Consider the following 21,729-nt stretch of genomic DNA (forward strand, 5'->3'; position numbering starts at 1 on the left):
ATGAGCACCGCACCCGCGCCGGCGATCAGCCGCTCCCTCTTCGCCTTTTCCGTCTTCTACGGCGGAATGGTCACCATCGCCGGAGTCCTGGGGGCCAAGCAGGTCGCCTTGTTCGGCAGCCTCGCGGTCGAGGCGGGCATCTTCCCCTTCCTGATCCTCGTCGCGATTTCGAGCGCCGTCGCGGAGCTTCACGGCAAGGACACGGCCAACCGGCTGGTGCGCTGGGGCTTCGCGCCGCTGATCGGGGCGATCGCGCTGAGCTTCCTGGTGCTCCAGCTTCCCACCGACGAGGGAATGTATCCGCCCGCTAAGGAGGCTTTCCCGATCATCCTCGGCCAAAGCTGGCGGATGATGGCGGCGGGGATCGTCGCCTACGGCATCTCCGTCTCGCTCAACATCTGGATCTTCTCCAGGCTGACCGCGGCGACGGGGCGCTTCGCGGCCCTTCGCGGCTTCATCGCGGCGGCCTTGTCGCAGATCGTCGACACGCTGATCTTCATCACCGTCTCCTTCTACGGCGTGAGGCCGATTTGGGATCTGATGCTCGGGCAGGCGCTGGCCAAGGTCGTGCTCTCCGCCGTACTGGTCCCGCTCATCATCGTCGGCTGCGTCGCCATCGGCCGCCGGCTTGACCGCGCATAAGCGCGCTCAGGCGCTGCGGAAGCTGCGCCAGGGCCCGGTGATCGCGAGGGTCCGGCCCGGATTGTAGACGTTGACGAACATGGTGGTCGCGTCGGGCGAGAAGCAGACGCCGGCAAGCTCGGTCCGCGCGTTGAGCCGCGCCAGAGTGTAGAGTCGGCCCTCCGGAGTCACGCCCTTCAGATGATTGATCCGCGGCGGGCTCTCCTTGTCCTCGCAGACGATCAAATGGCCCCAGGGCGTCGAGGTGAGGTTGTCGGCGAAGTCCAGCAGCGCCCGGTCGGCCGATTCGACGAACAGCTCGAGCCGGTCGCGGGAGCCGTCGGCCTGGCCCGGCCGGTAGCGCATGATCTGGCCGATCCGGGCGGCGCCGCCGGAGGTGCAGCAGAAATAGATCTCGCCGCGCACGAAATGGACGCCCTCCGCCCGGGCGAAGATGGCGGCGCCGGCGGCGTGGCCGCGCTGGCGAAGATCGTCGTTCGGGCTCTCCGTCTCCTCCAGGTCCACCCACCGGACGTCCAGCGTTTCGCCCCGCCGGAACCAGGGGTCCGTCCAGTTGCGCGTGTCGGCGCCGGCCCGGTCGCTAAGCGCGAGCGCCTGCAAGCGCCCGCCGCGATGAAGCTGGCCCGGAATTTCGGGGATCATTCGGTAGAAGAGCCCGTCCGGCTGGTCCTCGGTGAGGTAGACGATGCCCGTCGCCGGATCGATCGCCGCGGCCTCGTGCTTGAAGCGGCCGAGCGCCCGGATCGGCCGGGCCTCCGCGAGGCCGCGGCCGGCGGCCGGCACCTCGAACACCCAGCCATGCTCTTGCCCGGCGCGATCGCGGCCGATCACGATCTCCTCGCAGCTCAGCCAGCTCCCCCAGGGCGTGGGACCGCCCGCGCAGTTCACCGCGGTCCCGGCCAGGCTGAGATGGTGGCGCTCGCGCCGGCCGCGCCTCGTGTCGTAGACGATCGTGCTCGTGCCGCCGGGAAGGACCCAGCCGTCGATGCCGCGGTCGTAGAAGGCCGACCGGCTCAGCCGCTCGCCGAGGCTGGCGAGGCCGCGGGCCGGGCCGATCGGATGGTCGTCGACGCCAAGCTCGTGATTGCGGACCAGAGCGACGCGCCCCGCGGACAGAGGAAAGCAGGCCATGCCGTCGAACTTGCCGGGCGTGAAATAGCCGTCGTCCATCGTCTCGCCCTGCGTCGAAACGACCGAATAGCGAAAGCCGGCGGGCAGATCGAAATAGCCCGCGGGGTCAGGGACCAGGGACCCGTAGCCCGGAACTTCGCTGCGATAGGGAGGGATTCCCCCGGGCGCTTGCGCGAGGCCGCGCCTGGCGAGGCCCAGGAGTGCGAGGGCCACGGCGCCGCTGCCGAATTGCCGTCTGTCGATCATGGGTGAACATGGCTCCCCGGCGGCCCGGCGGTCAATGGGCTGATGCGCTACTGCTCCCTCTCCCATGAGGGTTGGGGTGAGGGGTTCGGGCGTGGTCGAACAATCACGGATGCCGTAAACCCCCACCCTACCCTCCCCCTCAGGGGGAGGGGTTGGAAAGCTGAGCTCGATCCAGCCTAGCGCCGGACGTCGAGCTCCCCGGCCAGGAAGGCGTCGATGTCGCGCTGGCCGAACAGGCTCGCGTCGCCGGCGAGGCTGTGCTTGAGGCAAGTCAGCGCGAGGCCGGACCTCACGGTAGCCTCGAGATCGAGCCCGGTGCGCATGCCGTGCAAAATGCCGGCCGCGAAGGCGTCGCCCGCCCCGATCCGGTCGACGATGCCGGCGACCACGACTTCCTCGGTCTGCGCCGAGCCACCCCGCCCATCGATTCGCGCCGAGATCCGGTGGGTGTCGGCATCGGCCACGTGGCGCGCGGTCGAGGCGATCAGGTCGAGGCCGGGGAAACGGTCGAACATCGCGTCGGCGGCTTCGCGCCGCCGAGCCTCGCCCTCGCCGCTGAAGTCGCGGCCGAGCAGCAGGGAGATGTCGCGGTGGTTGCCGAACAGGATGTCGGCCTTTTCCACCAGTTCGGTCAGAGTGCCTTGCGGGTCGCTGTCCCATCGCTGCCAAAGCTGGGCGCGGTAATTGCCGTCGAACGAGATTGCGACGCCCCTGCCCTTCGCCGCCTCGGCCGCGGCGATCGCCGCCTTCGCGCTGTTCTCGCCCAGCGCAGGCGTGATTCCGGAGAGGTGGAGAAGGTCCACGCCCTCGAGCAGCGCGTTCCAATCGAAGTCGCCGGAGCCGGCGAGCGCGAAGCTGCTGCCCTCGCGGTCGTAGACGATGTCCGAGGGCCTGAGGCCGGCGCCCGGCGAGAGGAAATAGAGGCCCATGCGGCCGGGACCGGTGGAGATGCCGGCGGTCGAGACCCCGTGGCGGCGCAGATAGCCGGCGGCGGCCTCCCCAAGCGCATTGTCGGGCAGGCGGCCGGCCATCGCCGTCTCGTGGCCGAGGCGCGCGAGGGCCACCGCCACGTTCGCCTCGGCGCCGCCGACATGGACGTCGAGCCGCCCGCTCTGCAGCAGCAGCTCGCGCCCCGGCGCCGTCAGCCGCAGCAGCAATTCCCCGAAGCAAAGGATCCGCCCCATCCCTCCCTCTTGCCCGGCGCACGAGCGCCAGACAAGCGGAAGGGCGGGCAAAAGCTAGAATCTCAGGCCGACGCCGCCGATGAACTGCGAACGCGAACCGTCGATGGTCAAGGCGAAGGGCGGCGCCGTGCTGGTGAAGTCGGCGTCGCTGTAGACCGTGCGGTTATATTCGAGCTTGCCGTAGAACATGCTCCCGAAATTCTGCTCGATGCCCAGCCCGAAGTGCCAGCCGTTCTGGCTGTCGGAGTCGCGCGTGTCGGGAATGATGTTGTCGACGTCGTTGAACTCGAAATGGGCCGAGCCGTTCGACCAGCCGGTCCTGCCGTAGATCAAAGTGCTGCTGCCGACTTGGTAACCTGCGCGCACGCCGACATACAAATTGCGCTTCAGCTCCATGCAGGCCTGGTCGTAGGCGTTGAACCTCTGGCAGAAATCGGCGTCGGAGAAGTCGACCCCGGCATAGGCGCCGAGCGTGAAGTTCGGGCCCAGCGCGAAGTCGTAGCCAAGCTCGCCGCCGAAGGCGAAGCCGTCCTCGTCATTCTCGCCGTGGAGCGCGCCGGCGGTGTCGGCATAGTCTCCTTCGATCGAGACCGTATCGTACATGAGGCGCCCTTCGACGCGGAAACCCGAAAAGTTGTTTTGTGCGGCGGCCGGGGTCGCGGCGAAGGCAGTCAGTGCGGCCGAAGCCAGAAGGATCGTTTTCATCTGTGTTCCCCACTAATGGTGGGGCAGTGATCCACGCTGGCGGCGCGCAAGCGCATCGGTGAATGTCCCGAGGCCCCGGCCGAAACTCCCTAGGGGCGCTCTCCGCCGTCGCTGCCGAGCCACGATTCGTCGCTCGATATTGCCGGTGTTGCCGGAAAGACACGCGCCGGCGCCAGGCCGGACGCGACCGTGCCCCGGCGAAGGCCGGGGTCCAGGCCCGGCGCTCGCCGGGTTGCGGCGGCGAAAGCCTCGCAAAGAGCCTCCGGCTCCTGGGCCCCGGCCTTCGCCGGGGAACGGGTGTGGCGGGCTAGTGCTCCCCGACCCGACCCGGCTCCCCCAGCGCGCGGATCAGCCGGGCCATGTTGGCGATGTAGGTGGCGGTCGAGATGCCGGTGACGGGACGGTCGGTCGTGTAGGGCGAGGTGTCGCTCGAATCCCCGACATGGGTGGAGCGGAAGTCGCCCGGCATAGGCGTCGAGGGGCCGGGCCCGATATAGGGATTGCTCGTCGCGCGCAAAGGCGTCGGCCACCAGCCCTCCGCGTTGAGCGCGCGGATGACCTCCGCCGGCGTGCCTCCCCCCGCGGCGTTCAGGTCCGATCCTGCGTCCAGCTCGGTGACGAAATAGCGCGGCAGCGGCGCGTTGCCCGGAGCGTTCAGCGGAGAGGCGCGCTGCAGCGCGGCGGCGTCGGTCGCCCGAAGCCGGGCCAGCTCGCGGCGGAGCGCCGGGATGTCGATCGAGCGGTAGGCCGAGTAATGGCCGAGTGTCCCCGCCGGGCTGTAATCCACATAATAAGCGCCGTTGACGACGTTCGAACCGCGGCGATGGACGTAGAGCGGCCGGTTCGTGCCGATCTCGATGAAGGTCGGGAAATCGCGGCCCCGCCGCGCCGGATCGGGGGGAAGGCGCAACGATTCCAGCCAGTCCAGCGCCTCGGGAATCCGCGCGAGGAACTTGGTGTCGCCGGTCAGGCGGTAGAAGTTCATCAGCTGGCGAATGTTGGCCGCCGTCGTATGCGTGACGAGCGCCAGCGGCTCGTAGCTGCGCGCGGCGGCGGGCTTGAGGTCCAGCGTATATTGCAGGCCCCAGCCCGGCTGCGGCTGGCCCTGCTGGGTGACGAGGAAGACGTTCATCGCCCGGACGATCGAATCCTTCACCCGCGTCCCGCCGAGCGATTGATAGACCATCAGCAGGAAGCGGATATTCTCGGCGGCGACGTCGTCGTTGAAGGTGATGTAGTCGCCATAGCCCGGCCAGCGGTCGTCGTGCGGCCAGCGCTGCGGCCAGCCGCCGATCGGATATTGGCTGTTGAGGACGAAGCCGATGGCGCGGTCGAGCGGGGCGCGATACTTCGCCTCGCGCCGCTCGAGATACATGCGCAGAAGCAATTGCATCGCTTCCGACGAGCCGGCGTCGTCGAACGTCGCATTGTCCGAATAATGCTGGAATTCCTCCATCCGCCACGCGTTGCGGCCGACCGTGGCGTACCATTGCTGCGCGTCGCGGGGCCCTGCAAAGTCGATGAAATAGTTCCAGCCGCCGCTGCGGTGCTGGCCGCGGATCAGCGCGTCCGCGGCCGAAGCGGCGGCACGGTAGTAATAATCGTCGCCGGTCGCATGATAGGCGTCGAGGAACAGGTGGCCCATCGTCGCCGTGCCCGGCGGCTGGACCCAGACCATCGACGGCCGCGCCTCGATCTCGCCCCAGCGCCGCGACATGTCCGGCAGATAGGACCAGACATAGCCGCCATGATTGGCGACGCGCTCGACCATGAACCGGGTCGCACGGTGCATCGTCCGCTCGATCTCGGCGCGGTCCTGAGCCTGCGCGGCGGCCGGAAGCAGCATTGCGAGCAAGGCGAGCAGGCGAAGGATCATGTCCACAGTCCCCGGTAGCGGCCCCAGGCGAGGAAGAGGTCGGGCCAGTGTTCGACGGATTTCCCGCGCGCCAGCCTGAGGCCGAAGCCGTGGCCGCCGTCGGGGAAGAGATGGGTCTCGGTGGCGATGCTCCGTGCCCTGAGCGCGTCGCGGAGCATCAGGGTGTTGGCGACCGGAACCGAATTGTCGTCCTCGGCGTGGAGCAGGAAGCAGGGCGGCGCATCGGCCGGCACGTTGAGGTGCGGCGAATGGGCGCGCTCCAGCTCCGGCGCCGCATTCTCGCCGATCAGGTTGCGCCGCGAGCCCGCGTGGGCCGTCGGCGCGCTCATCGAGATGACGGGATAGATGGGCGCGGCGGCATCAGGACGCGCGGTCAGGCGGTCGGCCTCGTCGACCGGCGCATAGACCAAGGCGGCGAAGCGAGTCAGCAGATCGGCGCAGACATGGCCGCCAGCGGAAAAGCCCATCGCGCAGATCCGCTCCGGATCGACTCCGAAGGCGCTCGCGCCGTAGCGGATCAGGCGCATCGCGCGCTGGGCGTCGGCGAGCGGCGTATCGGGTCCGGAAGCCCAGCCCTCGCCCGGCAGCCGGTAGAAAAGCACGAAGGCGGTAATGCCCTGAGCGGCGAGGAGGCGGGCCATCTCATAGCCCTCCTTGTCGACCACCACCCACGAATAGCCGCCCCCGGGCGTGATCAGCACCGCCGCGCCATTGGGCCTGGCGGGCCGGAAGACGGCCATGCGTGGACGCGCGATCTTGAGAACGAGGCGATCGTTATAGGCCGGATCGGCGCTTCGCTCGCGCACCTCCTCGACCAGCGGCACCGCCGGCGCGCCGGGCGCTCCTCCCGGCCAAAGATCGATCGTCAGATCGGGTTCGGCAAAAACGAGGCCGCGCCCGCGCGGCGCGACCGGCGGCGGAGTCTGCCCCGCGGCCCTCGCGGCGAAGCCGGCGGCGAGCGTGCCCAGGAGCAGATCGCGCCGCCTCATCGCATCGCCATGGCCGCCCGCTCGGCGAGCCAGTCCTCGATATTGGTCATGCCGTCGCCATCGCGGTCGGCATTGCCGTCGGCTCGGGCGGAATCCAGGCCGTGGCCCCGCTCCCAGGCGTCGGGCATGCCGTCGCCGTCGCCGTCCGGCTCGGCGCGGCCTGGCGCGAGAACGGGCCAGCCGCCGACCTCCCCCTGGCTGTCGATGTGATGGCCCGAGCGGCTGCGAACGCTCTCGACGACGCGCGCGTCGGCGGCGTCGCGCGGCCAGGCGCCGGCCTGGGTCAGCACATGCTCATAGGCCGAAGCGGCCGGATCGGAGGCGACCGCCGCGACGTCGACCGGTCCATCGAGGCGATAGCCGTCCGGAATATGGCCCCCGACGAGCGACCAGGGATCGGCGGGAATCGTCCCGTTCATGCTGTTTCCGGCGAACCAGGCGCGGGCCAGGCGGTCGTTCTCTCGGAAGGCGAGCGCGCCCGCGCTGTCCGGCCCGGCGACATAGGCATTGTCGATGAACGAATAGCGGATCAGCGTCGCCTCGTCCTCATTGTAGCCGGAAAAGCCGCGGCCCCAATTGTAGAAGAGGTTCGATCGGAACTCCATCAGCGGCCCTTCGGGGTCGGCCTCCGGACCGGCATAGTTGCCCGGACGCGGCATGCGCGCGACATGGTGCGCCCAAAGGTTGTGGTGGAAGCTGATCCGCGCCCCGCGCCCTCCCCGGATCAGGCTGCCATAGCCGTGATCGCCCTTGGCGTGGTGGGAGCGGCGAAGCGATTCGGCGATCAGCGACCATTGCACGGTAAGATCGTAATAGCCGCCGCCATTGTCGTAGCGCGCCGAGGCCGAGAGAGTCTCGTCGATCGACCAGCTGGCCGAAACGTGATCGAGGACGATCCGCCGCCCGCCGCGCACCCAGATCGAATCGCCCTCGCCCGGCGTCCGGTCGCCGCGGCGGGCGCGCAGGTGCCGGATGACGACGTCGTCGGCGTCGACGATCAGGGTCGCGTCGGCGATCGCGACTCCGCCGCCCGGCGCGCTCTGGCCGGCGATGGTGACCCGCGGCTCGCGCACGACGAGGTCCGAGGCGAGCCGAATCGTGCCGGCGACGTCGAACAGGATCGTTCGGGGGCCGTGCGCCTCCACCGCCGCGCGCAGGCTCCCCGGCCCGCTGTCGTCGAGGCTGGTGACTCGAAGCACCGCCCCGCCGCGTCCCCCGGCGGAAAAGCGCCCCGCGCCTTCCGCCCCCGGAAAGGCAAGGGTCTGCGCCGCCGCGGGCGCGCAGGCGAGAAGCAGGGGTATGAGGGAGAACGCGGTGCGCATGCGCCCTCCCCCGGCGCCCGCCCTAGAAGCGGACGCGCGCACCGATGTAGAATTGCCGGCCCGTATGGTGGATCACCGACGGGCTGTTGCGGTCGCGATCCACGAACTGGTCATTGAACTCGTCGGTCAGGTTGATCGCCTCGGCCGTCAGAGTGATCGCGTCGGTGATCTGGTACGAGGCCGATGCGTCGACGTTCAGCGTCGAGTTCTTGCCCTCGACGTCGTTGACGACGTTCTGCGCCGGCACTCGCTGGAGATAGTCGCTGCGATAGGCGAGCGAGCCGCGGATCTGGAAGCGGCCGTCGTCATAATAGAGCGTGGCGTTCCAGCTGCGCGGCGACAGGTTGACGAGGTCGTCGTGGATGATCGTCGCGCTGGTGGCCGACGCGACATAATCGATCGACGATTCGACATAGGTGAAATTGAGGATCGTCCCGAAATTGTGAAGCAGGCCCGGAAGGAAGCGGAAGGGCGCCTGGAGATTGACCTCGAAGCCCTTGAGCGGTCCGCCGTCGGTGTTGATCGGAGCGGTGACCAGGAACAGCTCGTTGCCGGTGAAGTTGGCCGGCAGCAGGCTCAGCGGCAGGCCGGTCTGGTTGAAGGGGATCTCGGTCCTCAGCGTTTGGATGTAGGTTCCGATATCCTTGTAGAAGAGGCCGACCGACAGCAAAGATTCCGGAGCGAAATACCATTCGAAATTGGCGTCGAGCGTGGTCGCGCGGAACGGATCGAGCAGCGGGTTGCCGGTGGTGATCGACAGCTGGCCGGTGGTGTTGATCGAGCCGCCCGGCGAGAGGTTGCCGAGCTGCGGGCGCGCCATCACCTTGGCGGCGGCGAGGCGGATGACGAAATCGTGGGTGACGTCCATCGCCACGTTCGCCGACGGGAGCCAATCGTCGTAGCTGCGATTGACGACCGTCAGCGTGCCGCCGCCCAGCGCCTGGTAGCCGGCGGCGCGAACGTCGGTGCTGACGTAGCGCAGGCCGAGATTTCCGCGCAGCGGCCGGCCGAACAGCTCGGTGCGGAAGTCGAACTGGGCGTAGGCGCCGGTATCTTCCTCGCGGACGGCGCGGTTGTTGCCGCGCGCATTGCCGTTGGTGACGCTCGACAGCGTGAAATCGCCCGGGCCGCCGGCGGCGCCGGACTGAAGGCAGTTGCAGTAGATGTTGTAGAGCTGGGCGATCGCCGGGAGGTTCGGGATCAGCCAGCTGGTCGGCGTGCCGCCGTGGAGGCCGAGACCGCTGCCGAAGCCGGTGACCAGGCTGGTCACCGAAGCGAGCGACGTACCCGCCGGAAGCGCCAGGATGGTGTCGCTCTGGTTGACGCGGCGGAATTCGAACGTGCTGAAATCGTAATTGCGGTAGAAGAAGCCGCCCTTCACGGTGAACCGGTCGGGAACGAAATCCCAGGCCACGTCGCCGCGGAAGGTGGTAAACTCGTTCCTCGCCCCTTGCGGGCGGATCCGGATTTCCGACGGCGTGATCTGCGCCGGAGTGACTCCCGGCGGGGTGCCGATGATCGTCAGCGGCCCGCCCGTGCTGGTCGGATCGAACGGATAGGTGATGGTCGGTTGGCCGCGGCTCTGGCGGAAGTCGATCGTGTAGCCGTTGACGTTCGGCGCATCGAGCGTCGTCGTCGTCTGGACCGGATTGTTGAAGTCGGAGCTCGAATGGCCGGCCAGCCAGGAAAAGCGCAGCCGGTCCGTGAGCTGCTGGTCCCATTGAAGCTGATATTGCCAGAAGGTCGTCTCGAGCTCGTCGAAGCGGGATTCGGAGCGGATGTCGACGCCGTTGAAGACGCCGTAGAGCAGCTGGCCGTTGGAATCATATTCCGCCTGGACCACGCTGGTCTGGGGCTTGCCGCCCTGCGCCGCCGTGCGGCTGAACGAGATCGCCTCGAGGAAGTCCTCCTGCCGGGTCGAATTGAGATCGGCGTAGAGGACGTCGGCGGTGAAGCGTCCGCCCTCCCAGGGCTCGGCCTGGAGAGCGAAGGTGAGGCCGATCCGCTCCTGCTCGTGAGTCAGGCGGCCGTAGCGTGGGAGGCGCGGATGGACGTTGGTGGCGAGGCTCGCCTCGTCATATTCGGCCTGGTTGGTCGGCGTGTTGGGCAGGCGCGTGCCGGCGGTGAAGCCGGGAATGTTGGGAGCGTTGCCGCAATTGGCGCCGCCCGTCGTCGGGTTGAGCGGAACGTGGCCGACCGGCGAGCAGAAGCCGCCGACGCTGGTGCCGGCGTCCCAGCGGACCGAGCTGAATCCCTCCTCGAGCAGGCTGCGCTTGCTGTAGGCGGCCGAGAAGAGGACTCCGAGCCGGCCGTCCATGAAGGTGTCCGCGATCAGAAAGGCGCCGCGCGGGTCCCAGCTGTTCGACAAATCGTTATAGCCCATCTGGCCGCTCATCGACATGACGAAGCCGTCGCGATAGTCGAACGGGCGGCCGGTCTGCAGGTCGACGGTCGCTCCGAGCGACCCTTCGTCGACCTCCGCCGACGGGCTCTTGCGAACCGTCAGCCGGCTGAACAGCTCGGAAGCGAAGATGTTGAAATCGAAGGCGCGGCTTCGGTTCGCGCCGCCCGAGCTGTCGGTGCCGCCGGTCGTCGCCAGAGCCTCGAGCTGATTGAGGCGGACCCGGGTGAAGTCGCCGCCGAGGCCGCGCACGGTGATCTGGCGCCCCTCGCCCGCGTCGCGGTCGATCGCCACGCCGGGGATGCGCTGGAGCGACTCGGCCAAATTGGTGTCCGGGAAATCGGCGATGTCCTCGGCGACGATCACGTCGACGATTCCGTTGTCGTTGCGCTTGGCGCCGAGCGCGGCCTGAAGCGACTGGCGGAAGCCGGTGACGACGATCGCCGGCTCTTCGTTCTCGGCGGTCTGCGCGTCCGGAGCGGGCGGGGTCGTTGAGGGCTGGGCGCTGTCGTTCTGGGCCAGCGTCTCCTGGGCCGAAGCGGCTTGGGGCGCGCCGGCGATCGCGAGCACGGATGCGGCGCCGAACAGGCCGGCAATGATTCGCTTGCGCTGCGTGATATCCAGTCTCGAAGTCATGTCCGGTCCTTCCAAACAGAGCGCAGAGGCGCTCCCCCCATTGTCTGACACCGGTGTCTAAACGAGCCGAAAAAAGCCCGCGCACAAAGAGCACGTGTGAGGAGTGAACCGATCGGATGACCCGCCTTTTCCCTCTCCCCGGTGCCGCGTTTGCCGCAGTCGCCTTTTCGGTTCCCCAGTAGAGTAACCGGTGTCATAAGACTTTGAGCGCTTGTCATCCTCGTGTCAAGACAGCCGATCCGGAGGTTCCGATGTCCCGCCTGCAAGTCCTGATTCTGGTCATTTGCGGGCTGTGCGCCGCGCCATGCTTCGCCCAGGCCTTTCCCGGCGCCGCGGGCTGGGCTGCGCAAACTGCGGGCGGCCGCGGGGGGCGCATCATCCGCGTGACCAACCTCGATTCGAGCGGCCCCGGCTCGTTCCGCGCCGCCGTCGAGGCGCGGGGCCCGCGAATTGTCGTGTTCGAGGTCGGCGGGGTGATCGACATGGGGCTGGCCACGCTGGAGATCACCGAGCCCTTCCTCACCATCGCAGGCCAGACCGCGCCGTCGCCCGGAATCACCTTCATCCGCGGCGGCATGGACATCCGCACCCACGACGTCGTCGTCCGCCACATCCGAATCCGAACCGGAGCCTCGGGCCGCGCCCGGCGCAGCGGCTGGGAGGCCGACGCCCTCTCCACGGTCGGCGCGTGGAACGTGATCGTCGATCATTGCACGATGACTTGGGCGCTGGACGAGAACCTCTCCGCCTCGGGTCCGCGCTTCACCGGCGCGACTCCGGAGGAATGGCGGCGCGGCACCAGCCACGACATCACCTTTTCCTACAATCTGCTGGCCGAGGGCCTCGCCGATTCGAGCCATCCCAAGGGCGAGCACAGCAAAGGCTCGCTGATCCACGACAACGCGACCGGAATCCTCATCTACCGCAATGTCTACGCCCATAATATGGAGCGCTCCCCGCTGCTGAAGGGCGGAGTCCAGGCGGCGGTGGTCAACAATTTGATCTTCGATCCCGGCGCTCAGGCGATCCACTACAATCTGATGGACCTCGAATGGGGCGACCATCCGCACCAGGACGGGATGCTGAGCGCGGTCGGCAACGTGCTGCGCGGCGGTTTTTCGACCCGCGACGACATCGCCTTCCTGACCATCGGCGGAGTCGGAGACCTCATCTATCACGGCCGCGACAACATCGCCGTCGACCGCCAGGGCCGGCCCCTGCCGATGATCGGGCGCTACACGACCAGCAGGGCGCGGATCATCGAGACGGCCCGGCCCCCGGTCTGGCCTGAAGGCCTCGCCGTCCTCCCCGCCAACCAGGTCGAGACCCACGTGCTGCGTTTCGCCGGCGCCCGCCCGTGGGACCGCGATGCGCACGACATCCGGATCATCTTCGACGTCGCCGAGGGCCGCGGGCACATCATCGACGACGACAGCGAGGTCGGCGGCTACCCGCACCAGGAGGTGACGCGCGCCCCGTTCGTCGAGGCAGACTGGAACCTCGACACCATGGAGCCGCGCTCCGGCCGCTATCCAGGCCAGCGCGACGACTTCATCCAGCAGCCGACCACGGCGCGCGACGCGGAGATGCGGCGCTAGGTCCCGGGCTGGATGTAGGGGATGCGCGCGAACAGCTCGCGCTCGGCGCGGCGGGGGTCGCCCGCGACGTGCGGATTGCGGCCGAAGATCATCGTTCGCCGCGCCGGCAAGGTGTAGGCCGGCCAGCCCGGGTTGCCGGTCCGGGCGAAGCGCAGGAAAGCGGCCATCATCGCCTCGCTGACCGGCCGGGCGCGCGGATCGGCATAAGTGCCGAAGACCAGCGGGATGTCCGAGCCGTGCGGCGCGGGCGAGGGCTCGTCCAGCTGGTAGACATAAGCGGGGACGCCCGCCTCGGCGCGCGCCTCGGCCTCGATCACCTGCCCGCGCCAGCTCCGCCCCGCCGTGGTCGCCCCGTAGAAGATCTCCTCCGGCCGATAGGCGGGAAACAGGCGCCGATATTCGGCCACCACCCATTCCGGCAGCGCGTCGATGCGCAGCTCCGGGCCGATGCGCTCGGCGATATTGTCCCACGACAGGCCGGCGATCTTCGGGTGATCCGGGCGATAGAAAGCGCGCGTCTCGTCATGCGTGTTGCCGAGCATCATCGGGATCGCGTTGCCCTGCGGATTGGCGTCCGGCCAGAAGGGATGGCGGAGCAGCCATTTCATGTCGAGCACCGGCCCCATGTAGATGCCGCCGCCGAGATAGGGGTCGGTCGCGGCGAGCCCCTGGACCAAGCGTGTGGCCGGCATGGCGAGCAGATCGTCGGCGGTCCGAGCGCCAACGGCGGCCATGAACACGCGCGCCCGCTCGGTTGCGTGCAGCGGCCCCGACGCCGTCACCTGCTGACCGCTCATCGTCGCCGCGCGATGGAAGAGGCCCCGCGCCGCCGGCGTGCCCATCAGAGTCGCGATCTTGGCGCCGCCGCCCGATTGGCCGAACACCGTCACCTTGCCCGGGTCGCCGCCATAAGCGGCGATATTGTCGCGCACCCATTGCAGGGCCAGAATCAGGTCGAGCTGCCCGGCATTGCCGCTGTCGGGGAAGCGCGGATCGAGCCGGGCGAGATAGAGATAGCCGAAGACGTTGAGCCGGTGCCCGACCGTGACCACAACGACATCGCCCCGCGCCGCGAGATGCCTGCCGTCGAGCAACGGGCTGTTCGCGCTGCCGCTCGAATAGGCGCCGCCGTGGAAGTAGACCATCACCGGTAAACGGGCGCGTGGGGCGCGGCCGTTTGCCGGTGATCCGGCCGCTCCTTCCGGAGTCCAGACGTTGAGGAACAGGCAATCCTCGCCTCCGGCCTGACCTTGCTGCGGCGAGGAGGGGCCGTAGGCGCCGAGCGGCGGATCGGAGACGCGTCGGGGCGCCCGGAAGCGCTCCGCCCGGCCATAGCGAATGCCGAGGAACGTCTCGACCCCGCCAGGCGCGCGCTGCGCCATCAGCAGCGGCGCCGCGGCAAGCCCGGCGATCGCCGAGCGCCGGTCGATCAGCGGCCCAGCCATCCCCCGTCCACCGCGAGGATATGGCCGTTCACATAGTCCGCCGCCGGGGAGGCGAGGAACACCGCGGCGCCGGCAATGTCCTTGGGATCGCCCCAGCGTCCGGCCGGGATTCGCTCGAGGATCTGGCGGTTGCGGGTCTCGTCGGCCTGGAGCGCGGCGGTGTTGTTGGTGGCGATATAGCCCGGCGCGATCGCGTTGACGTTGACGCCCCTGCCCGCCCATTCGTTGGCGAGCGCCTTGGTCAGCCCGGCGACGCCCGATTTGGCCGCCGCGTAGCTCGGCACGCGGATCCCGCCCTGGAAGCTCAGCAAAGAGGCGATGTTGACGATCTTGCCGCTGTCCTGCGCGATCATGTGCCGGCCCGCCGCCTGGCACAGGAAGAAGAGCGACTTCAAATTGGTGTCGATCACCGAGTCCCAATCCTCCTGGCTGAACTCGGTCGCGTCCGCGCGGCGGATGATGCCCGCATTGTTGACGAGGATGTCGAGCCCGCCGAGCGCGGCCAGCGTCTCTTCGACAACCGCTTGCACGGGGGCGGAAGTCGAAAGGTCGGCGTCGATCAACGCGGCGCGGCGCCCGGCCGCGCGCACCTGCTCCGCCGTCTCCTCGGCGCGCGAGCGGCCGGCCAGGGCGACGTCCGCTCCGGCCTCGGCCAGAGCCACGGCGATCGCCCGGCCGATGCCGGTGTTTGCGCCGGTGACGATGGCGACCCTGCCGGAAAGATCGAAGAGATTGGTCATGTCAGCTTTCTCTCGTCATTCCCGCGAAAGCGGGAATCCCGCTTTTGCCTCGAAAGCGATTCCCGAAGAGAAGCTGGATCCCCGCTTTCGCGGGGATGACGGAAGGAGAGATGGCGAGCGCTGCGGCCATCACGCCAACTGGCAGATGTCGAGGACGTTCATGTCGGTATAGTCCTGGTTCTCCCCGGCCATCGCCCAGATGAAGGCATAGGCCTTGGTGCCGCTTCCCATGTGGATCGACCAGACCGGCGAGATCACCGCCTCCTCGTTCTTGACCACCAGATGCCGCGTCGCCTCGCCTTCGCCCATGAAGTGGAAGACCCGGTCCTTGTCGAGATCGTCGAGCTCGAAATAGAAATAGATCTCGCTGCGGCGCTCGTGAATGTGCGGCGGCATCGTGTTCCAGACGCTGCCGGGCTTGAGCACGGTGAGGCCCATGACCAGCTGCGCGCTGTCGCAGACGCCCGGGATGACGAGCTGGTAGATGGTCCGCTCGTTCGATTCCTCGAGGCTGCCGCGCTCGAGCGCATTGGCCTCGCCGATCGAGAGCTTTCGCGTGGTGCAGGCCTTATGCGCCGGGCAGGAGGCGAGATAGAAGCGCGCGCCCTCCCCTTCGAAGGTCAGGTCCTTCGCGCCCATCGTCACGTAGACGCAGTCCTTGTTGCCGAGATCGAAGGTTTCGCCGTCGACCGTCACCTTGCCGCCGGCCTTGCCGACATTGACGATCGCCAGCTCGCGCCGCTCGAGGAGGGGATGACCGGCCGCCGAGGCCGGCTCGGTCTGCGCGGGCAGCTTCACCGGAGTCGCGCCCACCGCCACGCCGCCGATCACGAAGCGGTCGGCATGGGTGTAGTTGAGCACGCACTCGCCTTCGCGGAACAGGTCCTGGATCAGATAGCGGTCGCGCAATTCCTCGTTCGACACGCACTCCATCATGTCCGGATGGGTGGCGTAATAGGTCCTCTCGAACATCGTCTTCTCCAAAGCTTTGGCGACAGCGGTAACCGGTGTCAGCGAGTCGGGCAAGGCGATCCTAAGATGGCGGCGGCGCGACGGAGGCGCGGTGGATCAGGCGGGAGGGCAGCATCGCGGGCTGCTCGCCGAGCCCGCCGACCATGTCGGACACCAGCTTGCGCGCCGCGGCGCGGGCCATCGAGACGATCGGCCATCGCACGGTGCTGAGCGGCGGCCAGATATGGGCCGCGATCGGCGTGTCGTCGAAGCCGATCACGGAAAGCTCGTCGGGCACGGCGATTCCCCGCTCGCGGGCGGCGAAGATGACGCCCGCGGCCATTTCGTCGTTGGAGGCGAAGATCGCGGTCGGCCGCGGCGAGAGATCGAGCAGGCGGCCCGCGGCCGTGACCCCGGTCTCGAACGTGTAATTCCCTCCGGCGATCAGGCTTCGCGGCAGCTTTATGCCCGCGGCCTTCAGCGCGTCCTCGAAGCCCAGCCGCCGTTCGCGCGCAGAGCGGAAGCCGTCGGGCCCCTCGATCAGGCCGATCAGCCGGTGGCCCTGCTGGATCAGGTGCGCGGTCGCCTCGCGCACCACCTCGCGATCGTTCGAGGCGACCATGTGATCGTCGTCGTCGAGCTGGGCCGAGCCCATCCGCACATAGCGGCAGCCGACCTCGTCGCACAGGCGCGCCAGCGCGTCGTTCTCGCTGATCGGCGGCAGAAGCACGACTCCGAACAGGCGCTGCCGCTCGAGGAAATGGCGCACGTCCTCCAGCATCATCGTGCTGTTGCGGTCGACCGGGCGAACGACCATCTCGAACTCGGTGCCCTGCAGCGCCTCCAATATGCCCTGCTGCATGTTCAGCACCATCTGGGCGTTGGGATTGTCGTGGATCAGCCCGATCAGGAAGTTGCGGCCAAGCGCGAGCGCGCGCGCCTGGGGATTGGGCACGTAGCCGACCTCGCGGATCACCTTCTCGACCTTCTCGCGAGTCTCCTCGTTGAGCAGGGGCGAGCGGTTGATCACCCGGCTGACGGTCTTTTTGGAGACTCCCGCGAGGCGCGCGACGTCGTTGATCGTCGGCTTCGGCGTCCGGCTGCCGCCATTTTGGGTGTCGTTCTTGCTCAAGCCTGAAACTCCGCCCGCCGGATTAGCGCGTGCTTGCCCGATTAGGCGAGCGCGATTAGTCTGACACCGGTTTCCCAATGTCACAAGCCGATCCTCTTCCGGCCGATGCGCCGGCCCTGCTGAAGCTCGATCCGGGCGACGACGTCGCCGTGGCGCTGCGCGATCTCGCGGCGGGCGAGCGGGTCGAATCCCTGCCGATCGCAGAGGCGGTTCCCACCGGCCACAAGGTGGCGCTCGCCGATCTGGAGGCCGGCGCGACGGTTCGGAAATTCGGATCGCCGATCGGCCGGGCGACCCAGCCGATTCGCGCCGGGCAGCACGTCCACAGCCACAATCTCGCGACCCTGCTCGGCGGCGTCGAGGGCTATGCTTTCGAGCCAGCGCCCATCGCGGCAATCACGCCCGACACCGAAACCCGCTTCATGGGCTATCGGCGGCCGGACGGCCGGGTCGCCACGCGCAACGAGATCTGGATCCTGCCGACGGTCGGCTGCGTCGCGCGCACCGCCGACCGGATCGCCGCCATCGCCCACGCCCGCCACGCCGGCACGGTCGACGGAGTCTACGCCTTCGGCCACCCGCACGGCTGCTCCCAGCTCGGCGAAGACCTCGATGGAACGCGCGCCCTGCTCGCGGCGCTCGCCTGCCACCCCAATGCAGGCGGCGTGCTGCTGATCGGCCTCGGCTGCGAATCCAACCAGCTCGACCGGCTGCTGGAGGAAATTCCCGAGTCGCTGCGCGGCCGGGTGCGGACGCTTCGCGCGCAGAGCGAGGAGGACGAGATCCAGGCCGGTCTCGCCGCCGTCGAGGCCCTCGCCGCCCGCGCCGCGCTTGCGACGCGCCAGCCGGTCGCGCTCGGCGAGCTGGCCGTCGGCCTGAAGTGCGGGGGCTCCGACGGCTTTTCCGGTCTCACCGCCAACCCGCTCGTCGGCCGCCTGGCGGACCGGGTAATCGGCGCGGGCGGATCGGCCATCCTGACGGAAATCCCCGAGATTTTCGGCGCGGAGCGATTGCTGATGGCGCGGGCGCGCGACGGCGCGACGTTCGATCGGCTCGTCGGCCTGGTCAACGACTTCAAGCGCTACTTCATCGCCCACGGACAGCCGGTGTCGGAGAACCCTTCCCCGGGCAATATCTCCGGCGGGATCACCACGCTCGAGGAGAAGAGCCTGGGAGCGGTGCAGAAGGCGGGGCGCGCGCCGGTGTCCGACGTTCTGCGCTACGGCGAGCGGCTTCGCCGCAAGGGCCTGACGATCCTGGAAGCGCCGGGCAACGACGCGGTCTCCTCGACGGCCCTCGCCGCGGCCGGCGCGACCATGATCCTGTTCACCACCGGCCGCGGCACGCCGATGGGCTTCCCGGTCCCCACGGTGAAGATCGCCACCAACAGCGCGCTCACCGCCCGCAAGCCCGGCTGGATCGATTTCGACGCCGGCAGCGTGCTCGCCGAAGGATTCGAGGCGGCGGAGGAGGCGCTCGTCGCCCGCATCGCCGCCATCGCCTCGGGCGCCGAAACCGCCGCCGAACGCAGCGGCGAGCGCGACATCGCCATCTGGAAGCGCGGCGTCACGCTTTGATCCCGCCGGACCCCGTTGCTTATGACACCGGTTTCCGTTAGCCCTGAAAGAAAAGCACCTGGAGAGCGGGATTGAGCCTGATCGACGACAGCAGCCGGATCGCCGGCCGATTCCTCGCGGCGCGCCGCGCGGCGTCGGGGCTCCGATCCTATCCCGGCGATCTCCCCGCTTCGCTCGACGAGGCCTATGCCATCCAGGACCAGGCGATCGCCGCCTGGGGGCGGCCGGCGATCGGCTGGAAGGTCGGCCGAATCCTCCCGCCCCTTACCGAACTTTACGGCACGGACCGGCTCGGCGGCCCGATCTTCGCCCGCGCGGTCGCCTCGCAAAATACGCCCTCGCTCGAGATGCCGGTCTTCGCGGAGGGCTTCGCCGCCGGCGAATCCGAATTTCTGCTGCGGATCGGCGCCGCGCCTCCCGAGGGCAAAACCACATTCACTTTGGCCGAGACCGCGGACTTGATCGACGCCGTTCATGCCGGGATCGAAATCGCGAGCTCGCCGCTCGCCGCGATCAACGAAATCGGGCCGATCGCCGTGGTCTCCGATTTCGGCAACAATAACGGCCTCGTCATCGGCCCCGAGATTCCGGACTGGCGCAAGAGCGGCTTCGAGGATTGGGAGGTTTCGACCCTGATCGACGGCGTCGAGGCCGGCCGCGGCCGCGCCTCCGCCTTTCCCGACGGAGCGGTCGGCGCGGCGCGCTTCCTGTTCGAGCTGATGGCCCGGCGCGGCATCGCCCTGGAGCCCGGCCAGTGGATATCGTCCGGCGCGGTCACCGGCGTCCATCGCGCCCATCCGGGCCAGAGTGTCGAGGCGCGGTTCCGCGACGGGCTCACGGTCGCGTGCCGCCTGGTCGCCGCCGAGCCGGAATAAGGGGGAAGAAGATCATGTCGGACGCAGGCAATGGCGCGGTTCAAGGGGCGGCCGCGCGAGTCGGACGCTATCGCTGGGTGATCGTCGGCCTGCTCTTCCTCGCCACGGTCATCAACTACATCGATCGCCAGATGCTCGGCGTGCTCAAGCCCACGCTCTCGGCCGATCTCGGCTGGAGCGAGCTCGACTTCGCCAACGTCGTCTTCTGGTTCCAGACCGCCTACGCCATCGGCTATATCGGCTTCGGCCGGATCGTCGACCTGATCGGCGCCCGGCTCGGCTACGCGGCCGCCTTCGTCATCTGGACTCTGGCCCATATCGCCCATGGCGGGGTTCACAGCGTCACCCAGTTCGCGATGGTCCGCTTCGGCCTCGGCATCGGCGAGGCGGGCAACTTCCCGGCCGGCATCAAGGCGGTGACCGAATGGTTTCCGGTGAAGGAGCGCGCCTTCGCCATCGGCCTGTTCAACGCCGGCGCGAACATCGGCGCGATCGTCACGCCGCTCGTGGTGCCCTTCCTGGTCGTCGCTTATGGCTGGCGGGCCGCCTTCGTCATCACCGGAATCGCCACCTCGGTCTGGGTGATCGCCTGGCTCGCCATGTATAGACGGCCGCGGGAGCACAAACGGGTCTCCGCGGCCGAGCTCGCTTATATCGAGCAGGATCCGGTCGATCCGGTGACTCCGCTGCCGTGGCGCCGGATCGCCGCCAAGCGCGAGACCTGGGCCTATGCGCTCGGCAAGTTCTGCATCGATCCCATCTGGTGGTTCTTCCTGTTCTGGCTGCCGGGCTTCCTGGCCGTCCGCTACCAGCTCAACATCCTCCAGTTCGGCCCGCCGCTCGTCGCCATCTACCTTTTGTCCGACATCGGCTCGGTCGCCGGCGGCTGGGCCTCGTCGCGGATGATCAAGGCCGGAAAGACGGTCAATTTCGCCCGCAAGATGACGATGCTGCTGTGCGCCTTCGCGGTGACCCCGATCTACTTCGCCCAATATTATGACGATCTGTGGGTCGCCGTATTGGTGATCGGAATCGCGACCGCGGCGCACCAGGCCTTCTCCGCCAACCTCTATACCCTGCCCTCCGACCTCTTCCCGCGAAGCGCGGTCGGCTCTGTGATCGGGATCGGCGGAACGGTCGGCGCGGTGGGGGGCATGATCTTCACCCTCTACACCGGCCAGATCCTCGACAAGATCGGCAGCTACACGCCGATCTTCGTCGTCGCCGGAAGCGCCTATTTCGTCGCTCTGGCGATCGTCCACCTGCTCTCGCCCCGGCTGGAGCGGGCGAGCATCGGCTGAAATCGGGGACGGTCCCCAATTTTTTCGTCGTCATTGCGAGCGTAGCGAAGCAATCCAGCGCTGACTCCGAGGCCGCTGGATTGCTTCGTCGCGACGCTCCTCGCAATGGCGGCTGAGCCCACGCCGATTAGGATCCAATCTCGTTGAGGCGCCAATGCCGACCGATCCCGCCTTCTACCTGTTCGCGATTCCCGCGGTCCTTCTGATCGGCCTCGCCAAGGGCGGCTTCTCCGGTCTCGGCGCGCTCGCCATGCCGCTGATCGCGCTCGGTATGGACCCCGTTCAGGGCGCGGCGATCCTGCTTCCGATCCTGATCGTCCAGGACGCCGTCTCGGTCGCCGCCTTCCGCAAGAGCTGGGACGGCTATGTGCTCGCGGTGATGCTGCCCGGGGCGGTCGCGGGCGTCGTCATCGGCTGGTGGCTGGCCGCCTCCGTCTCCTCGAACGGCATCCTCGTCTCGGTCGGCGCGATCTCGCTCCTCTTCGGCCTCTACCGCCTGTGGGCCGAGCGGGGCGGCAAGATCGCCGCCTCGTCGCGCTCGCCCGGCTGGGTCGGCGCCCTGTTCGGAATCGCCACCGGCTTCACCAGCCAGATCGCCCATGCCGGCGGACCGCCCTTCCAGATGTGGGTGATGCCGCGCCGCCTGCCGCGAGACACCTTCGTCGGCACGACCGCGATCTTCTTCGCCGCGCTCAACTGGATCAAGGTCCCCGCCTATGCCGCGCTCGGCCAGTTCACCCGGCCCAACGCTCTGGCGGCCCTCGCTCTTCTCCCCTTCGCCATCTTCGGCGCCCTGGCCGGCGTGTGGCTGATCCGCAAGGTTTCGCCCGAACGATTCTACCCACTGGTCTACGCCTTGATGGTCGTCGCGGGCGCCAAATTGCTCTGGAACGGGCTGAGCCTCTAGCCACAAACAGACCTGGTTTCGCCGGGCATTCCAGGTCTTGTAGCGCATGGCTCGAGGAGACCCCCGGCTCC

General features: G+C 68.4%; 18 protein-coding genes. 6 read left to right on the top strand and 12 right to left on the bottom strand.

Features of this window, described 5'->3' with window-relative positions; translation table 11 throughout:
* The gene (locus E6G92_08900; GenBank protein ID TMJ19867.1) at positions 1-642 is read left to right on the top strand and encodes a VUT family protein; all 642 of its coding nucleotides are present in this window, start codon (positions 1-3) and stop codon (positions 640-642) included.
* A 6-nt stretch (positions 643-648) separates the two neighbouring features.
* Here E6G92_08900 and E6G92_08905 read toward each other — a convergent pair whose 3' ends face one another.
* The 7 genes from E6G92_08905 to E6G92_08935 form a co-directional block, all read right to left on the bottom strand.
* Positions 649-2,019 carry a DUF839 domain-containing protein gene (locus tag E6G92_08905; protein TMJ19868.1) on the bottom strand — a complete coding sequence of 457 codons (1,371 nt, stop codon included), beginning with the start codon at positions 2,017-2,019 and terminating at the stop codon, positions 649-651.
* Positions 2,020-2,195: 176 nt separating this feature from the next.
* Entirely contained in the window at positions 2,196-3,203 is a 1,008-nt protein-coding gene (locus tag E6G92_08910; protein ID TMJ19869.1) for a sugar kinase, read from the bottom strand.
* 54 nt (positions 3,204-3,257) lie between these two features.
* Positions 3,258-3,908, bottom strand: a complete 651-nt coding sequence (locus tag E6G92_08915) for a porin family protein (protein TMJ19870.1) — start codon at positions 3,906-3,908, stop codon at positions 3,258-3,260.
* A gap of 307 nt (positions 3,909-4,215) precedes the next feature.
* Complete coding sequence (locus E6G92_08920; GenBank protein ID TMJ19871.1) at positions 4,216-5,784, bottom strand: pectate lyase; 1,569 nt, start codon at positions 5,782-5,784, stop codon at positions 4,216-4,218.
* Entirely contained in the window at positions 5,781-6,773 is a 993-nt protein-coding gene (locus tag E6G92_08925) for an alpha/beta hydrolase (GenBank protein TMJ19872.1), read from the bottom strand. The genes E6G92_08920 and E6G92_08925 overlap by 4 nt, the downstream gene beginning before the upstream one ends.
* Positions 6,770-8,095 (bottom strand): pectate lyase, encoded by a 1,326-nt coding sequence (locus tag E6G92_08930; protein ID TMJ19873.1) that lies wholly within the window; start codon positions 8,093-8,095, stop codon positions 6,770-6,772. Before E6G92_08930 ends, E6G92_08925 begins: the two co-directional genes overlap by 4 nt.
* 22 nt (positions 8,096-8,117) lie before the next feature.
* The gene (locus tag E6G92_08935) at positions 8,118-11,132 is read right to left on the bottom strand and encodes a TonB-dependent receptor (protein TMJ19874.1); all 3,015 of its coding nucleotides are present in this window, start codon (positions 11,130-11,132) and stop codon (positions 8,118-8,120) included.
* A 251-nt stretch (positions 11,133-11,383) separates the two neighbouring features.
* On the opposite strand from E6G92_08935, the gene E6G92_08940 reads away from it, so the two are divergent.
* Positions 11,384-12,730 (top strand): pectate lyase, encoded by a 1,347-nt coding sequence (locus E6G92_08940; GenBank protein TMJ19875.1) that lies wholly within the window; start codon positions 11,384-11,386, stop codon positions 12,728-12,730.
* Here the strand turns inward: E6G92_08940 and E6G92_08945 are convergent.
* The 4 genes from E6G92_08945 to E6G92_08960 form a co-directional block, all read right to left on the bottom strand.
* Positions 12,727-14,175, bottom strand: a complete 1,449-nt coding sequence (locus tag E6G92_08945; GenBank protein ID TMJ19876.1) for a carboxylesterase/lipase family protein — start codon at positions 14,173-14,175, stop codon at positions 12,727-12,729. The genes E6G92_08940 and E6G92_08945 overlap by 4 nt on opposite strands.
* The gene (gene kduD, locus E6G92_08950) at positions 14,160-14,915 is read right to left on the bottom strand and encodes a 2-dehydro-3-deoxy-D-gluconate 5-dehydrogenase KduD (protein TMJ19877.1); all 756 of its coding nucleotides are present in this window, start codon (positions 14,913-14,915) and stop codon (positions 14,160-14,162) included. Before kduD ends, E6G92_08945 begins: the two co-directional genes overlap by 16 nt.
* A gap of 129 nt (positions 14,916-15,044) precedes the next feature.
* The gene (kduI, locus tag E6G92_08955) at positions 15,045-15,887 is read right to left on the bottom strand and encodes a 5-dehydro-4-deoxy-D-glucuronate isomerase (protein TMJ19878.1); all 843 of its coding nucleotides are present in this window, start codon (positions 15,885-15,887) and stop codon (positions 15,045-15,047) included.
* Positions 15,888-15,948: 61 nt separating this feature from the next.
* Positions 15,949-16,998 carry a LacI family DNA-binding transcriptional regulator gene (locus E6G92_08960; GenBank protein TMJ19879.1) on the bottom strand — a complete coding sequence of 350 codons (1,050 nt, stop codon included), beginning with the start codon at positions 16,996-16,998 and terminating at the stop codon, positions 15,949-15,951.
* Positions 16,999-17,075: 77 nt separating this feature from the next.
* Here E6G92_08960 and E6G92_08965 point away from each other — a divergent pair, with 77 nt between their 5' ends.
* The 3 genes from E6G92_08965 (at position 17,076) to E6G92_08975 (ending at position 20,751) form a co-directional block, all read left to right on the top strand.
* The gene (locus tag E6G92_08965; GenBank protein ID TMJ19880.1) at positions 17,076-18,575 is read left to right on the top strand and encodes an altronate dehydratase; all 1,500 of its coding nucleotides are present in this window, start codon (positions 17,076-17,078) and stop codon (positions 18,573-18,575) included.
* Positions 18,576-18,652: 77 nt separating this feature from the next.
* Positions 18,653-19,450, top strand: coding sequence for a 2-keto-4-pentenoate hydratase (locus tag E6G92_08970; protein ID TMJ20769.1), 798 nt, complete (start codon positions 18,653-18,655; stop codon positions 19,448-19,450).
* A 14-nt stretch (positions 19,451-19,464) separates the two neighbouring features.
* Complete coding sequence (locus E6G92_08975) at positions 19,465-20,751, top strand: MFS transporter (GenBank protein TMJ19881.1); 1,287 nt, start codon at positions 19,465-19,467, stop codon at positions 20,749-20,751.
* Here the strand turns inward: E6G92_08975 and E6G92_08980 are convergent.
* Positions 20,685-20,873, bottom strand: coding sequence for a hypothetical protein (locus tag E6G92_08980; GenBank protein ID TMJ19882.1), 189 nt, complete (start codon positions 20,871-20,873; stop codon positions 20,685-20,687). The genes E6G92_08975 and E6G92_08980 overlap by 67 nt on opposite strands.
* 32 nt (positions 20,874-20,905) lie before the next feature.
* On the opposite strand from E6G92_08980, the gene E6G92_08985 reads away from it, so the two are divergent.
* Complete coding sequence (locus E6G92_08985) at positions 20,906-21,658, top strand: sulfite exporter TauE/SafE family protein (GenBank protein ID TMJ19883.1); 753 nt, start codon at positions 20,906-20,908, stop codon at positions 21,656-21,658.
* Positions 21,659-21,729 lie beyond the last annotated feature (71 nt).

The sequence above is a fragment of the Alphaproteobacteria bacterium genome (assembly GCA_005883305.1).
Classification (GTDB): Bacteria; Pseudomonadota; Alphaproteobacteria; order Sphingomonadales; family Sphingomonadaceae; genus Allosphingosinicella.